General features: G+C 33.3%; 16 protein-coding genes and 1 riboswitch. Of the genes, 5 read left to right on the top strand and 11 right to left on the bottom strand.

Annotated elements, in window-relative coordinates; translation table 11 throughout:
- Positions 1–370: 370 nt before the first annotated feature.
- A complete protein-coding gene (locus MKX67_RS08730) occupies positions 371–565 on the top strand; it encodes a hypothetical protein (RefSeq protein WP_095369728.1) in 195 nt (64 codons plus the stop codon).
- A gap of 68 nt (positions 566–633) precedes the next feature.
- Positions 634–798: a hypothetical protein gene (locus MKX67_RS08725; protein ID WP_180316979.1), complete on the top strand. Its 165-nt coding sequence runs from the start codon at positions 634–636 to the stop codon at positions 796–798.
- 74 nt (positions 799–872) lie between these two features.
- Here MKX67_RS08725 and MKX67_RS08720 read toward each other — a convergent pair whose 3' ends face one another.
- Positions 873–1,067, bottom strand: coding sequence for a hypothetical protein (locus tag MKX67_RS08720; protein ID WP_095369729.1), 195 nt, complete (start codon positions 1,065–1,067; stop codon positions 873–875).
- 228 nt (positions 1,068–1,295) lie between these two features.
- Between MKX67_RS08720 and MKX67_RS08715 the strand changes: the two genes are divergently transcribed.
- A complete protein-coding gene (locus MKX67_RS08715) occupies positions 1,296–3,026 on the top strand; it encodes a B12-binding domain-containing radical SAM protein (protein WP_095369730.1) in 1,731 nt (576 codons plus the stop codon).
- 50 nt (positions 3,027–3,076) lie between these two features.
- Here the strand turns inward: MKX67_RS08715 and MKX67_RS08710 are convergent, their stop codons facing one another.
- The gene (locus MKX67_RS08710; protein ID WP_307314721.1) at positions 3,077–3,214 is read right to left on the bottom strand and encodes a hypothetical protein; all 138 of its coding nucleotides are present in this window, start codon (positions 3,212–3,214) and stop codon (positions 3,077–3,079) included.
- Positions 3,215–3,373: a hypothetical protein gene (locus MKX67_RS08705; protein ID WP_180316980.1), complete on the bottom strand. Its 159-nt coding sequence runs from the start codon at positions 3,371–3,373 to the stop codon at positions 3,215–3,217. It lies immediately after the preceding gene.
- A gap of 143 nt (positions 3,374–3,516) precedes the next feature.
- Between MKX67_RS08705 and MKX67_RS08700 the strand changes: the two genes are divergently transcribed.
- Positions 3,517–3,855 carry a DUF3905 domain-containing protein gene (locus tag MKX67_RS08700; RefSeq protein WP_095369731.1) on the top strand — a complete coding sequence of 113 codons (339 nt, stop codon included), beginning with the start codon at positions 3,517–3,519 and terminating at the stop codon, positions 3,853–3,855.
- A 43-nt stretch (positions 3,856–3,898) separates the two neighbouring features.
- Here MKX67_RS08700 and MKX67_RS08695 read toward each other — a convergent pair whose 3' ends face one another.
- The gene (locus MKX67_RS08695) at positions 3,899–5,263 is read right to left on the bottom strand and encodes a TrkH family potassium uptake protein (protein ID WP_307314723.1); all 1,365 of its coding nucleotides are present in this window, start codon (positions 5,261–5,263) and stop codon (positions 3,899–3,901) included.
- A 197-nt stretch (positions 5,264–5,460) separates the two neighbouring features.
- Between MKX67_RS08695 and MKX67_RS08690 the strand changes: the two genes are divergently transcribed.
- Positions 5,461–5,658, top strand: coding sequence for an alpha/beta-type small acid-soluble spore protein (locus MKX67_RS08690; protein WP_095369732.1), 198 nt, complete (start codon positions 5,461–5,463; stop codon positions 5,656–5,658).
- Between the two features lie 57 nt (positions 5,659–5,715).
- On the opposite strand, the gene MKX67_RS08685 is transcribed toward MKX67_RS08690, so the two are convergent.
- The 7 genes from MKX67_RS08685 to MKX67_RS08655 form a co-directional block, all read right to left on the bottom strand.
- Positions 5,716–6,882 (bottom strand): anti-sigma factor domain-containing protein, encoded by a 1,167-nt coding sequence (locus MKX67_RS08685; protein WP_095369733.1) that lies wholly within the window; start codon positions 6,880–6,882, stop codon positions 5,716–5,718.
- Positions 6,879–7,634, bottom strand: coding sequence for an RNA polymerase sigma-I factor (sigI, locus tag MKX67_RS08680; RefSeq protein WP_095369734.1), 756 nt, complete (start codon positions 7,632–7,634; stop codon positions 6,879–6,881). The genes MKX67_RS08685 and sigI overlap by 4 nt, the downstream gene beginning before the upstream one ends.
- Before the next feature lie 412 nt (positions 7,635–8,046).
- Positions 8,047–9,426, bottom strand: a complete 1,380-nt coding sequence (nhaC, locus tag MKX67_RS08675; protein ID WP_342489135.1) for a Na+/H+ antiporter NhaC — start codon at positions 9,424–9,426, stop codon at positions 8,047–8,049.
- A gap of 539 nt (positions 9,427–9,965) precedes the next feature.
- Positions 9,966–11,546 carry a peptide chain release factor 3 gene (locus tag MKX67_RS08670; protein ID WP_233435266.1) on the bottom strand — a complete coding sequence of 527 codons (1,581 nt, stop codon included), beginning with the start codon at positions 11,544–11,546 and terminating at the stop codon, positions 9,966–9,968.
- 231 nt (positions 11,547–11,777) lie between these two features.
- Positions 11,778–11,972 (bottom strand): twin-arginine translocase TatA/TatE family subunit, encoded by a 195-nt coding sequence (locus tag MKX67_RS08665; RefSeq protein WP_095369736.1) that lies wholly within the window; start codon positions 11,970–11,972, stop codon positions 11,778–11,780.
- A gap of 202 nt (positions 11,973–12,174) precedes the next feature.
- Entirely contained in the window at positions 12,175–12,816 is a 642-nt protein-coding gene (locus MKX67_RS08660; RefSeq protein WP_180316982.1) for a cell wall hydrolase, read from the bottom strand.
- A 182-nt stretch (positions 12,817–12,998) separates the two neighbouring features.
- Positions 12,999–13,111, top strand: a riboswitch (TPP riboswitch).
- 199 nt (positions 13,112–13,310) lie between these two features.
- Positions 13,311–13,835 (bottom strand): sigma-70 family RNA polymerase sigma factor, encoded by a 525-nt coding sequence (locus tag MKX67_RS08655; protein ID WP_322909189.1) that lies wholly within the window; start codon positions 13,833–13,835, stop codon positions 13,311–13,313.
- Positions 13,836–13,949 lie beyond the last annotated feature (114 nt).

Genomic DNA, 13,949 nt, shown 5'->3' with positions numbered 1-13,949 from the left:
GCAAATTCAGCAGTTGAAAGAATGCTTCATCAAAATTTAATACCATAAAAATGTTCTTGGTCAGTAACTATAATGACATCCACTTCATAAATCTCCTTGCCGTTATTGTCTTTTATTCCTATATAAACAGACTGTTTATTTAAATTTAATAAAAACACTGCGATTAATTTGGTCATCTAAATAAATTTGCGACTAAAAATCTTCTTAATAAACACTACTATTTTAATCGGCACTATCCACTTCATAAATTTCTAATTATGTATCAAATTTCCTTTCGATTACCTTATTTTATCATTTCACAAAAAACACAAAATAGATTATCATTACATTATCACATATTAGTACCAGGTATAAAAGGAGTAAAACGTTTATGATGTTTCCAACAATTGTAAGTAAACAAGATAATGTAGTTCATATTGTTAAAAATCAAAAAAAGACGGAATGTGGTTTTACTTATCACCACTTTACAATAGTTAATCGTTCAGATTTAAGGCGGATAAAGTTTATTAGTAAAGATTCCATCACTTGTGCCATGTGCTTACAACATTACCTTAACCAAAAATAATTAATTCTTTCATTTATGAATGGTGCCAAATTAACTAGTGCAACCTAATTAACATGGAGGTGCCTTTAATGAGTGATATTGAAAAATCTCGAAAAATTGGCCAAAAACAATATGAAATGGATCCAATGGATCAAGGTTTAAACCTTTTCTCCATGATGATCAATCAGGCTACTGGCATTGATAAAGGAAATGATGGGATTATTGAAGAAGAAAAAAACAATCGTAAAGAATAAATAAATGGCTATAGATATTATACTTTTGATGAGTATATGTCTATAGCCATTTTTTTATATTATTTATAACAATACTACCCATGTATTGATGCTCTCCTTGTGCGTGAGGTGACCTTCTGTTTCTTCAAGAAAAAGATGAGCTTTTCTTGATGATGCATGGACTTCGAAAATAGTCGGTGAAACAACCACTCAGGTATATCACCTTCTAAAAAGTAATTTATACCAACAAACCAAAAGCGGTGCCACTGTATAATCGCTGCGATTAACATCTTATCACTCCTCCTTTGATAGGTTAATCATACCTTACCAATTTAAAGACAATATGAAGTCAATGTTAAAACTTATTAATTTTTGACTTTAGGATTTTAATAAAAATTATGATAAAATAAAATGTATTGCCTAGAAAACTGTCAAATGAAAACGTTAGTCAAAGATAAGAAGCTGTTAGGTATTTATGCCTCGACCGCTTTTCTTAATGCATATAAAAGGAGAAGAAAATGAAAGTCATTGCGTCAACATTAAACGCTAAATATATTCATACTAACCTTGCCATACGGTATTTAAAAGCATTTGCTGAGCCTGATTTCAACGTTGAACTAGCTGAATATACAATTAAAGACCCAGTTATGAATATTGTTACTGATTTAATTAATAAGCAACCAGATGTCATAGGTTTCAGTTGTTATATATGGAATATTGAAGAAACAATTAAAGTCATTCGTATGATCAAAAAAATAAATGCGGAAGTAATAATTATACTTGGTGGACCAGAAGTGACCTATGATGTCCCTGAATGGTTAGAGAATGTTTCAGAGATTGATTTTATCGCTGTAGGTGAAGGTGAAGAAACTTTTAAACAGCTACTTCATCAAATAGATGGTGAAAAGGATTGGCGCAAAGTGAACGGCATTGCTTATCTTGAAGATGGCAAATTGCATGTTAATCCACAAAACAACAAACTTAACCTTCGTGAACTCCCCTCTCCTTTTCGATTTGAAGAGGATAAGAGGGAACTTGGCAAAAGGGTTACATATATTGAAACGAGTAGGGGCTGCCCTTTTAGTTGTCAATTCTGTCTTTCTTCCATTGAAGTTGGTGTTCGATATTTTGATCGTGAAAAGGTGAAAGAAGATATTCGTTATTTAATGCGAAACGGTGCGAAAACGATTAAATTTGTGGATCGAACATTTAATATTAGTCGGAGTTACGCGTTAGAAATGTTTCAATTTCTTATTGATGAACATATGCCTGGCGTGGTTTTTCAATTCGAAATTACAGCTGATATTATGAGGCCAGAAGTCATTCAATTTCTAAACGATCACGCACCTGCTGGTTTATTCCGGTTTGAAATTGGCGTACAATCAACTAATGATTATACGAATGAATTAGTGAAGCGAAAACAAAACTTTCAGAAGTTGACTCGAACAGTGACAATGGTAAAAGAAGGTGGCAAGATTGATCAGCATCTTGATTTAATTGCTGGTTTGCCTGAGGAGGATTATGCATCATTCAAGAAGACCTTCAATGATGTTTTTGCTCTGCGTCCAGAAGAATTACAACTAGGATTTTTAAAAATGTTGAGGGGTACAGGGTTAAGACAAAGTGCTGCCAATCACCAATATATTTATATGGATCAATCACCTTATGAAATCCTTGGAAACAATGTATTATCATTCCAAGATATTATCCGAATCAAACAAGTAGAAGATGTATTAGAAAAATATTGGAATGACCATCGGATGGATCATACGATTGAATACTTAGTTACAAACATTTTCCCTACCCCTTTTGATTTTTTCCAAGAGTTCGGAAGTTATTGGGAAGGGAAAGGCTGGTCAAGAATTGGCCACCAATTAGAAGATTTATTCCATCGATTATTTTCTTTCTTAGAGGATACAAAAGTGAAAAATTTAGAGGTCATAGAAGGCTTAATGAAATATGATTACCTATCTAATCAAAAATATAAACCTAGAAAACCTTGGTGGCCATCCTCAATTGATAAAAAAGAACGATCTTTGCTTTATCAACATTTTCTGAAAGATCCAAGTTCCGTCAGCAAAGACTTTGCTCAATTACATTTAAACGAAAAAGAACTATATAAGCATTCCATCGTAGAGAAGCTTCCATTTAATCTTGAGAAATATATTCAGACCGGTTTCATTGAAATGGATGAATCTGTGATGGTTGTATATTATGCCAAAGAACAGGCAGCTGTGTTTGCATCATAGAATGAAAAAACAAGCCAGAAAAGTAGTTTGAACTTTTCTGGCTTGTACTTTCATTTCTTATTAACCTTGACTTTTTTACTTGTAACTTCATAAATCTTTGAAGCGTTCAAATCGCCAAACTCCATCCCGAACTCAACATTCACTTGAGGAGGCTGTTTCTGTTTCCGCTCATTTTTCAACTGGTACATTTAACTTCTCCCTTTTCTTCCTTGTTTTGAATTGCGGTTGGCACCTTTATTTACATTTTCACCACTAGTAAATTCAGCTGAAAATTCAACATCTTCTTGATTGGCTTTTGGTGTCTTACTATATTTTTCAACAGCACGATGGCTAGCTTTTCTCTTCATTTTCTGACTCCTCCTTCATATTTCGTAAGAACAAACATATTTTCCGCCTAATTTAGGGTCATTATGCTTACCTTTTATTTCTTCATGTTCAATCTCATAAACGATTAAACAGAAGAGAAAGATAAAAAGAGGAGTGATAATAAGTGAAAAGAAAAAACAAGCAAGAGCGAAGCGAAATAGAAAGTTTACCACATCAAATTTCTTCACCTGACTTTCGAAAAAGTCATAAGAAGCTTCAACCACCTTTTGTAAACGAATTTGGGGTAACAATTGGGGATAGTAATTATGTATCAGAGCAGTCTCCACTTGAGAATTGGAGTGATGACGTAGACCCAGCTGTGATGGCTGGAGACAAATGGGTTCATCCAACAAATGATATTGGTTTTAATACCCCTGAGAATCGCGCACTTATAGAAGAAAAAGAATTACCGGATGCTCCCTTCTCTCACCCAACAAAAGATGCAGGTTATAAAGCAGATTAGAAAACCAAGCTCTTTATTAAGCTTGGTTTTCATATCAACCTAATTATCCAATAATAATTCTTTCCTTTGGATAATGATAATGTGGCTTTTCTTCTTTACCACCTATGATATATAAAAATGAGGTTAAGCCTATTCTACCGACAAACATTAGTATCATAATGACAATTTTTCCAGTATTACTTAAATCAGCTGTTATCCCCATGGAAAGACCAGTCGTTCCAAAAGCAGAGCAAACTTCAAATATTATGGAAATAAGTGATAAATGTGTATTGGTAATGCTAATCAACACCACTGCTACAAAGCATAAAAGCGTGGCTAAAATTGTAATAACCAAAGATTTCAATATATCATCTTGATGAATTTCTCTGCGGAAGATTTTCACATGTTTATTTCCTTTGGCAAAATTCCAGATAAATAAAATATTTAAGGCAAAGGTAGTTGTCCGTATACCTCCACCAACAGAGCTCGGTGAAGCACCAATAAACATCATAATACTCATAATCAAGAGGGTTGGTAAAGTAAATTCACTAACATCCATTGTTGCTAACCCACCACTTCTCGTCGTCGCTGACTGAAATAGTGCATAAAAGAAACTTTCATGCCATGATAGCCCTTTAAAAAAATGCTGAAACTCCATAACTAAAATAATAATTGTTCCAAAAACGAGTAAAAAAGCGTATGTAACGGTTGTTACTTTAGTAAATAAAGAAAAACGATACGGGAGAGAGTTTTCCCATTTACGTTTTAATAGAAAAGCTTTGACTTCGATTAAAACAGGAAAACCAATTGCCCCTAAAGAGATTAAAATGATTGTAATAAACTGCACGAAATAATCATGGGCATATGGAATCATTGATGAACCTGTTATATCTAACCCTCCATTTGTTGTTGCACTTACAGAGGCAAATAATCCGTGGAGAAAAGCTTCGTCCCACGTAGGATAATACTTTAAAAAATGAAAGCCAAGTATAAACATTCCTATTACTTCAATAAGAATCATTAATTTAATTATTTCTTTCACTAGTTGAACAAGCCCAGAAAGCGCATACTGATTGTGATCAACCATAATTAGTTTTCTACTCTTCAATCCAATTTTCTTACCTAACAACATCCAAAAGAATGTACCTAATGCCATAATACCAATTCCACCAAATTGCATAATAATCATAATCACAAAATAACCAAAAACACTATAGGTTTGTGATAAATCAACAACGGTTAACCCCGTTACGCTAACAGCAGTTACAGCAGTAAATACAGTATCTATAAAGCTAACTTCTACACCTTTTTGATTCACACCTGGTAAATAGAGGAGTCCTACAGAAATTGAAATCGACAAGAAATAATATGCAGTGATTATTTGTGCTGGCGAACGCCTATTTATCCAGTCTTTTAAATCTTTTAACAAACGTTTTTCACCTCAACTAAACTCAATTACACTCTATAATAATATAATCTACCCCTGTTTTGAAAGCTAATTATTCTTTCTTTGCCAAAACAAGGATACAAACAGCTAATTTACCACTCATGAAATAAACGCAATACATCATAATACAAATACAGTGATATCAATTACTGTAAATTATCTTTAGGAGATGTGTAATCATGCCAAAGAATAGTAATAAGCTTTTAGTACCGGGAATTGAACAATATTTAGATCAAGTTAAATATGAAATTGCTCAAGAGTTTGGCGTACAGTTAGGTTCGGATACTGTTTCCAGATCTAACGGTTCAGTTGGAGGAGAAATTACAAAAAGATTAGTCCAACAAGCTCAAGCAGAACTTTCTGGAAAACAAAAATAACATGGCAAAAGTCCGAGGTTCAACTCGGACTTTTTATTATACCCATAAATCTTGCAATTATGGTGATTCTTTATTATATTTTTTCCTTTCATTATGTTTATCCCTTTTTTCATTATTGTGCTTGTCTTGATTATGCCTATTATGCCATTCATCGTCGTCATGAACATCGGAATTATCGGTATCATTTTGTTCTTTCTCATCATCGTCATCATCATCATTTTTATTTTTATGTTTTCCTTTAAATTTTTTATTTTCAATCTCCTTATTAGTGACAGCCGAAGAGTCATTGTGTTCATCATCAATATGCTTCTTATAACGAAACTTCTTCTCTTCAACCTCATTATTTGGTATTGATTCATTTGTCTCTATATTTGGATCGATAGCTTCATTATCATCAGAAGTGGGCACTGTCCCCTTCTCTTCCTTCACTTCTATGGATGTTTCCTTTTCTTTTTTTATTTCACTTTCTTTGTTATCTTCCTTACTTTCTTCTTTATCACTTGCAGTCTTTTTTTCTTCCTCAGATTCATTTACATCCGATTTTGCGGTATTGTCATATTCAGTCTTCTCGTTCAACTCCATGTATGCCCCTAGAGTAAGTCCTTTTTCTTGAGCTAACTCTCGTTCTGTTTTAGAGCCTTCAATTAAATGCAAACTTACATCTTCTTCATTTAATTCCCTTGTAACAAAGTCAGTATGTTTCCTTAATCTTTCTTCTTTAAAATATTGATCTGACATGACAACTGTGGCGAACGTTAATTCTTTTCCTTTTTGCATATAACCCTGACTCTTACAAATTAAAAGGATATCTGAAAATATGGTATCAAACTGTTTATTTTTCCAATCCGATATCTCTTGAATGATTTTTTTTCCATCTGCATTGTAACCCTTCAATTGAATCACTTCGAATTGTTCATTTACGGCTAGTTCAATACTTGGATTAATATCAATGGTCATATAAGCGTAGATTGTCTGTTCAGAATGATTAGGCCATAAGGATAAGCCTAAAAAGGAAAGAATAAATACAGCAGCAATCATAATCATTTTTACATATTTCGGTTTTTTAACAGATTCTACCTTATGGTTTTTCATCACAGGCTCAAACTCAATCTCTTGACCTATTTCATATATTGCTTCGTATTTATAACTAAAATAAAATTCTCCTTCATTTGTTAAAAGTGTTAAGAAACGTTCATCAATAGCGACAATCACTCCTCTTTTCACGTTTCTAACACCCCTTTCAAATAATCCTTTAAATAGACAAAGTCATTACATAGAACTAATGTCATTGCAATAATGTATTTACGATTTCTTTCTATTGTTTTTCTACTTACTTTTATTCTTGATTCCATATGCTTGATGGGTAATTTTTTGGTGGAATATAACAGGTCTTTCAACATCACATCATTGGCAATTAATTGGGCAATTTCAATAGCTGTCCTTCTTGCATCGGCATGTTTTGGCGAGCATTTTACAATCTCTTTGAAACTAATACCAAAATGAGATAAATCATTCGTGAACTTAATTATTTCTTCCTTCCTTGCCTGTTGATCTTGTATTTCTAAGTAGCCCCTTATCGATATTTCTGATTCTATTAATGCACTGGCTTGCTCATTCGAACCATCCTCATAGTGATGGCTTGCATCTAAACTAAGGTTCTGATGTTTCGATTGCTGTCTAATATAATCAATCACTCTTCGTTTAATAACAACCTCAGCAAAAGAAACGAAACTTGTCCCTTTTGCTCGATTATAATTATTAATAGCATCATTAAAAGCGATTAAACCCACGCTAAATTCATCATCGGAATCATATATAAATCTCCTGCAAACTAAAGATACCGACTTTGCTACAAAAGGTTTAAATTTATTTATAAACACATCTCTTAATTGTCGATCACCATTTTGAATTGCAAAAACTTCTTCTTCAATGGTTTTATGTTGTGTCTTCAAGCCTCTAAACAGTGATTTAATCATGCATTCACCTCTTTATTCACCCAAATTATAACACAGGAAATTTAGATGAATTGAGCATGAAGACTTGCCACAAACTTTATTAACCTATCTTTACAAATATACGGGTAAAATTAGAAAATTATAGGGGTAAAGAATATTTTTATACCACATTCACTACAATATAATGACAAAAGTTGTGCAACTTTCATACTTGTGAAATATAACTAAAAAAATGTTATCAAAAATTAAAATATATCAAAACGTCATCAAAATCTAAGACAACTTTCACTAAAATAATGGGAAAGCGAGAATATTTTATGAACTTATTTCAATAATTTTACATCCCTTTTATAAAAAAATAAAAAAGCCAATTTTCTCTTCATCTATTAGAAATCTAGAAGAGAAAATGGCTTATATTATACAAATTGAATGACTACTGCTTCTTCATTGTCCAACCTGTCCAACCATATAAAATAGTCATTAATGGACTTATTAAGCAAAATAAGGCAAATGGCAAGTAGGTTAATGTATTAACATCTAGCACTGTCGTTAGAAAGATTCCACAAACACTCCACGGTACAAGAGGATTAACCACTGTACCAGCGTCCTCTAAAACCCTGGATAAATATCGAGGATGCAAGTTCGCTTTACTAAAAGAGTCTTTATAAGCGTTACCTGTTAATAGGATAGATAAATACTGCTCACCTACAATAAAATTGATACCAACTGCCGTTGAAGCTGTTGCTGAAATTAATGGGCCACGTTTAGATAAGTAGTCAGTAATCCCACGAATAAGTGCTGCTAATATCCCTAATTTAATAAATAACCCTCCCATTGCTAAAGCCAATAGGACCAGTGAAATAGAGAAAAACATACTTTCCATTCCACCTCTAGTTAATAATGAGTCGATATCCTCAATCCCACTATTTGATGTATAACCACTAAATAAAATAGTAATAAGCTTAGCTAAATTCATTTCATTTTGCACAAAGAATGAAACAATAATTGCCGTAACGATTGAAGCTGCTAATGTAATTAAAGCAGGTATTTTCTTTATCGCTAGTACAACTAATACAAGAAAAGGTATGATTGCATACCATTTCACCAACCCTAGCGCTAATAAACCTTCCTGCATCTCATTAATTTTTACTAAGCTGGCTTCTTCCATTCCCTTCGGTGAAATTAGGAAAAAAATAATAAAGGATAAGATAAATACAGGAATTGTTGTCATACTCATTGTTTTAATATGATCAAATAAATCAACCCCAACTGTCATGGATGCTAAATTAGTTGTATCAGACAGTGGAGACATTTTATCTCCAAAAAATGCTCCTGAGATAATTGCACCTGCAGTAATAGCCGGGTTTAAATCTAATGCACCACTCAATCCCATAAATGCAACACCAATAGTCGCTGCTGTTGTTAATGAACTGCCAATACTCATACCAATAATAGCGGTAACAACAAAACTAATGGCATAAAAATAATTCGGTCCTACAATATCTAAAGAATAATAAATGAACGTTGGAATTGTCCCGCTTGCCATCCAACTACTTATTAACATACCAATAAAAAAGAATAAAAATGTAGCGCCAAGCCCTGACTTTGTCCCATCCATAATGCCTTGTTCTATTTCTCTATACTTAACGCCTTTACATAATCCATAAATAATTAAAATGATCATCGATAATACAATGGGAATATGTGGTGGTGCCTCAAGGGCAATCATACAATAACTTATACCACTAAGGAGAATGATTGTGATAAGTATAGCTTCCCATGTTTTTAATTTGATGCTTGGTTCTTGTTGCATAATAAATTAACCTCCAATATTTCTAAAAGCGTAAAAAAAGAGCTCATAAATCCCTTATTTAGGGACGAATGATCTCCGCGGTACCACCCTAATTGACAAGACACCACACTTGTCCACTTCATCTATTTTAACCTTTATAGGTAGGTGTAATTCGAAAAATTTATGACCTGAACTTTCACCAACCATTCAGTCTCTTTAGCTGTTCATAAATCCTCTACTGGCACTACCGGTTAAATTATATAAAAACTAAGAATACTATTTTGCTTAAACGCTTTTATGCACTAAAGTATTTTTGTAACGTATTTATACTATAATCTGTATTTCATTTACTGTCAATCATTATTTTTATATAAATAATTTGACCTTAGCCTATACTTTACGGACAACTACGGTTGCTAAAACTCATCTGTGGATCAACCTTCTTCTTTAAAAAGCAAGATGATGTTCGTGCCAAACATGTCAACCTTGTACGTTGATTGCTAAAATTAAAGATGCATATTAAAAGCACGCACAAAAATTGTGCGTGCCTTTAATTATATTTATTGTTGCTGCTGATCCATCGGATTATATAATGGTACATCTGGATTTTTATCTTGGAACCATCTAAGAGCAAAGTCATTTTCAAATAGAAACACTTGATGTTCATATCGGTCCTTCACAAGTAAACTACGTGAGCTAGAAAGGTTATCGTAATTGTCCTCACCTTCAACCCATCTTGCAATTTTAGAGCCTAACCTCTCCATTAATACTTCCGTGTTATATTCGTTTTTCATACGATGTTCAAATACTTCAAATTGTAATTGTCCAACTGCTCCGAGTAAATACTCATCTGTTTTCACAGTTTTAAAGAGCTGAATAGCTCCCTCTTGCACTAGCTGTTGAATCCCTTTATGAAAATGTTTTTGCTTCATTACATTCTTTGCTGTCACTCGAACAAATAATTCAGGGGTGAACTGAGGTAATTTTTCAAACTGGAAACCATTTTTATCACTTGTTAATGTGTCACCAATCTGATATGTTCCTGGATCATAAATCCCAATGATATCGCCACTTACAGCTTCGTTAACAGTACTACGATCATCTGCCATAAATTGTGTCGATTGTGCTAATTTCACTTGTTTACCCAGACGTGGAATATTTACACTCATCCCTCGTTCAAATTTACCTGAACAAATTCTAAGAAAAGCGATTCTATCCCTATGTGCAGGATTCATATTCGCTTGAATTTTAAAGATAAACCCTGAGAAGTCTTCTGTTAAAGGATTGATTTCTCCAACAGTCGATTCTCTTGGTTGAGGAGAAGGAGCAAACTGTAAATAAGATTCCAAAAACGTTTGCACACCAAAATTAGTCAAAGCACTGCCAAAGAAGACAGGTGTTAAATCCCCTGAAGCAATGCGGTCACGCGAAAATTCATTACCCGCTTCATTTAACAACATAATTTCTTCTAACGTTTGTTCATAAAGTCCCGATTGTTTTAGAGAATGTTCTTCGTTAATTTCTCCTTCATCATTCAATTCAAGGAAACGATCCTCTTCATCTACCCTAAATTGTTCAATGCGATTATTAAAACGATCATAAATGCCTAGAAACTCTTTCCCCATTCCTATTGGCCAATTCATCGGATATGATTCAATCCCCATTACTTCTTCTAATTCTGCTAAAAGTTCTAACGGCATCTTACCTTGTCGATCCAATTTATTGATAAATGTAAAAATAGGAATACCTCTCATACGGCAAACTTTAAAGAGTTTTAAAGTCTGATCCTCGATCCCCTTTGCTGAATCAATGATCATTACTGCACTATCCACTGCTGTTAATGTACGATAAGTATCTTCACTGAAATCTTGGTGTCCTGGTGTATCTAAGATATTGATTTTAGCTTGATTATACTCAAACTGCATAACACTAGACGTAACCGAAATACCACGTTGTTTTTCTATTTCCATCCAGTCACTTGTTGCATACTTCCCTGTCTTTTTCCCTTTAACAGTCCCTGCATCACGAATGGCCCCTCCGAATAAAAGAAGCTTTTCTGTTAAGGTTGTTTTCCCAGCATCCGGGTGGGAAATAATTGCAAATGTTCGACGTGATAATACTTCGTCTTTAAATGTACTCATAATAAAATTCCTCACTAACATGTATAAATTCTTATCTGTCGCTACTGCGTACCCTCAATTTTATCCTTGTATTAGAAACTTTGCAATGCGTATTCAATATATGGCATTTTATTTAAAAAGATAACCAATGAGTTTGCACGTTTTATTCACAATAATAATCCTATTGTCATCCAATATTGTTTTATTACAAACAAAAAAGCTGACATAAGATATGCCAACTTTTAGTTGAAATTACTTCTCTAAATTGTTTTTCTTCTTTTCATTAGAGTCCTCATCATCATTAGCTAAACCTTTAGCAGAGTTTTTAAACTCTTTCAACGTCTCTCCCACTGCTCGTCCAATTTCAGGTAACTTCTTCGGCCCAAAAATAATGAGGGCCAGTACAAGTATAAGAATGAGACCCGGTATACCAATATTTGATAACATAGTATCACTCCTTTATGTAAGACATAACGTAAGGTGATTATTTATATTTCAATTCCCATTATAATTGAACACCAAATAAAGGCAAGTAAATTCCTTATTAACAATCCTTTTTAACACGATAAAAAGAGCCTAATGTGACTGATGTCACCCTTGGCTCCTTATCATTAGTTCATCTTCGTTCAATAAGATAGAAGGGTTTGCTTTACATAGAAAAACGGTGATTACCGATTTCTGTAACAACTTCTCTCGTATTCAACCAAGATTGCGGTACGATTGTTGGATTGTGGAAAAAGACCGTTTCATCTGGCAATGCATGATTTTTCATTGCTTGTTTTACTGCTTTTTTTGCTTCTTTATCTGCAGGCTTATTAATCGAACCATTGTCAACAGGTTGAAATTGCTTATTTTCATAAATAACATCGCGAATGGTATCAGGAAAACGTTCGTCCTGGACTCGATTAATCACAACTTCTGCAACAGCTACCTTTCCTTCAAACGGTTCGCCTTTCGCTTCTGCATGGATAAGTCTTGCTAAAAGATCCTGCTCCTCAGATGTTAACGAAATGTCAGGCTTCTTTTCTTCCTTTACCTTTTCCTCTACTTTTGGAACGATAAGCTTATCACCTTTCTGAACCGTTCGATCTTCTAAATGATTCATTATTGTTAATTCTTCCTCAGACACTTCTAATTGATCAGCAATGGAAGTAATTGTTTCGTCCTCTTTAACCTCATATATATCATAAACATCTAATGTCTCAGCATAAACGCGTAAATCAGCAGATTGGATGAAATGGACTAAAAACAATGTACTTGCTGCAAAGATAACTGCAATCAGTTTCAACATTTTTTCCTCCATTCATATATACATTTAAATCAAAATAACAAAATTAAGACTAACATGGATAGAAAGACTACTTCAAACGCAATGTTTTCCATGGGTAATTAGGATATTTCTCCCAGATTAATTTAGACTAGCATTATAATAAACTTCTACTACAATAATGGTGGAAATAAAAACGCAAATAAACCAAAATGTGGGGGGGCCAGTAATTGCTGGTTGAGATTTCATCCGTTTTAGATGATGACCCTTTGAACCTGATCTGTCTCATAGCAGAGTAGGGAACATATTTAAAACAATTCATATATTTTTGATATGCGCCCATAGTGAATCCTTTGGGCGTTTTTTATTTCCTTCAAGAAAATAAAAAGGAGGAAATGGAGAGAATCAAACGATTATTGGAGTAAAAAGCGAGGTGATTTAAAAGCGCATATCTTGTCTTCTCTAGAGGAATAAGATATACACTTTTACAATACTGATGACAAAAAATAAGCCATCTATCATAATAGATGGTATTGATCCCCATATGTGTTTTTCCAAATTTTCTTTAATGATTTAATAGCTCTCGTTGTGGTAATTCTCACCTTATCCTCTCTCCAACCTAAAATTTCTGCAGTTTCTTTAATGGTACATTCTTTTATTTTTCTTAACACTAATACATTTCGGTAATTCGTTTTCAAGTGGTTTATTGCCTGATATAACGCATGAACTCCCTCATCCTGAATAAATTGATTTTCTGGAATAGAATGATTTTTTATCCAATCTTTATTTAAATATAACTCATGTTGTAACTTCTGTTGTTTTCTAATAAAATCAATCGTCGTATTTTTAGCAATACTGAATAACCAACTATGAATTTTGTCTGGGTGCTCAATCTGATTTTTTGACATAAAAGCTTTAATAAATGTATCTTGCGTTAGATCTTCCGCTGTTTCTTGTTGCTCAATCATTGAATAAATAAACCTAAAGATTTGATGATGATAAATACGATAGATTTCAATAAATGATTGGCCGTCTGATCCCAACCCCTTTTCATCCTTTCTTTATCTTTCCTACATATTACAATTCCAAAGAAACTTGAATTTTCCTTCTTTTCCTTTTCTAAAAAAAGCGACAAGTTTTTTCTAGAAAATAAGACA

Origin of the sequence: Cytobacillus sp. FSL W7-1323, from assembly GCF_038595015.1 — a bacterium.
In the GTDB taxonomy this organism is placed as follows: domain Bacteria; phylum Bacillota; class Bacilli; order Bacillales; family Cytobacillaceae; genus Cytobacillus; species Cytobacillus kochii.
Note: the sequence above shows the minus strand (reverse complement) of the source record. Positions and strands in the feature narration are given on the sequence as shown.

Excerpts from the sequence above, each read along its gene's own strand:
- nhaC (WP_342489135.1), bottom strand. The coding sequence starts at position 9,426 with ATGCAACAAGAACCAAGCATCAAATTAAAAACATGGGAAGCTATACTT.
- MKX67_RS08690 (WP_095369732.1), top strand. The coding sequence starts at position 5,461 with ATGCCAAAGAATAGTAATAAGCTTTTAGTACCGGGAATTGAACAATAT.
- MKX67_RS08705 (WP_180316980.1), bottom strand. The coding sequence starts at position 3,373 with ATGAAGAGAAAAGCTAGCCATCGTGCTGTTGAAAAATATAGTAAGACA.
- MKX67_RS08715 (WP_095369730.1), top strand. The coding sequence starts at position 1,296 with ATGAAAGTCATTGCGTCAACATTAAACGCTAAATATATTCATACTAAC.
- MKX67_RS08710 (WP_307314721.1), bottom strand. The coding sequence starts at position 3,214 with ATGTACCAGTTGAAAAATGAGCGGAAACAGAAACAGCCTCCTCAAGTG.
- MKX67_RS08665 (WP_095369736.1), bottom strand. The coding sequence starts at position 11,972 with ATGTTATCAAATATTGGTATACCGGGTCTCATTCTTATACTTGTACTG.
- MKX67_RS08730 (WP_095369728.1), top strand. The coding sequence starts at position 371 with ATGATGTTTCCAACAATTGTAAGTAAACAAGATAATGTAGTTCATATT.
- MKX67_RS08660 (WP_180316982.1), bottom strand. The coding sequence starts at position 12,816 with ATGTTGAAACTGATTGCAGTTATCTTTGCAGCAAGTACATTGTTTTTA.
- MKX67_RS08720 (WP_095369729.1), bottom strand. The coding sequence starts at position 1,067 with ATGTTAATCGCAGCGATTATACAGTGGCACCGCTTTTGGTTTGTTGGT.
- sigI (WP_095369734.1), bottom strand. The coding sequence starts at position 7,634 with ATGATTAAATCACTGTTTAGAGGCTTGAAGACACAACATAAAACCATT.
- MKX67_RS08725 (WP_180316979.1), top strand. The coding sequence starts at position 634 with ATGAGTGATATTGAAAAATCTCGAAAAATTGGCCAAAAACAATATGAA.
- MKX67_RS08670 (WP_233435266.1), bottom strand. The coding sequence starts at position 11,546 with ATGAGTACATTTAAAGACGAAGTATTATCACGTCGAACATTTGCAATT.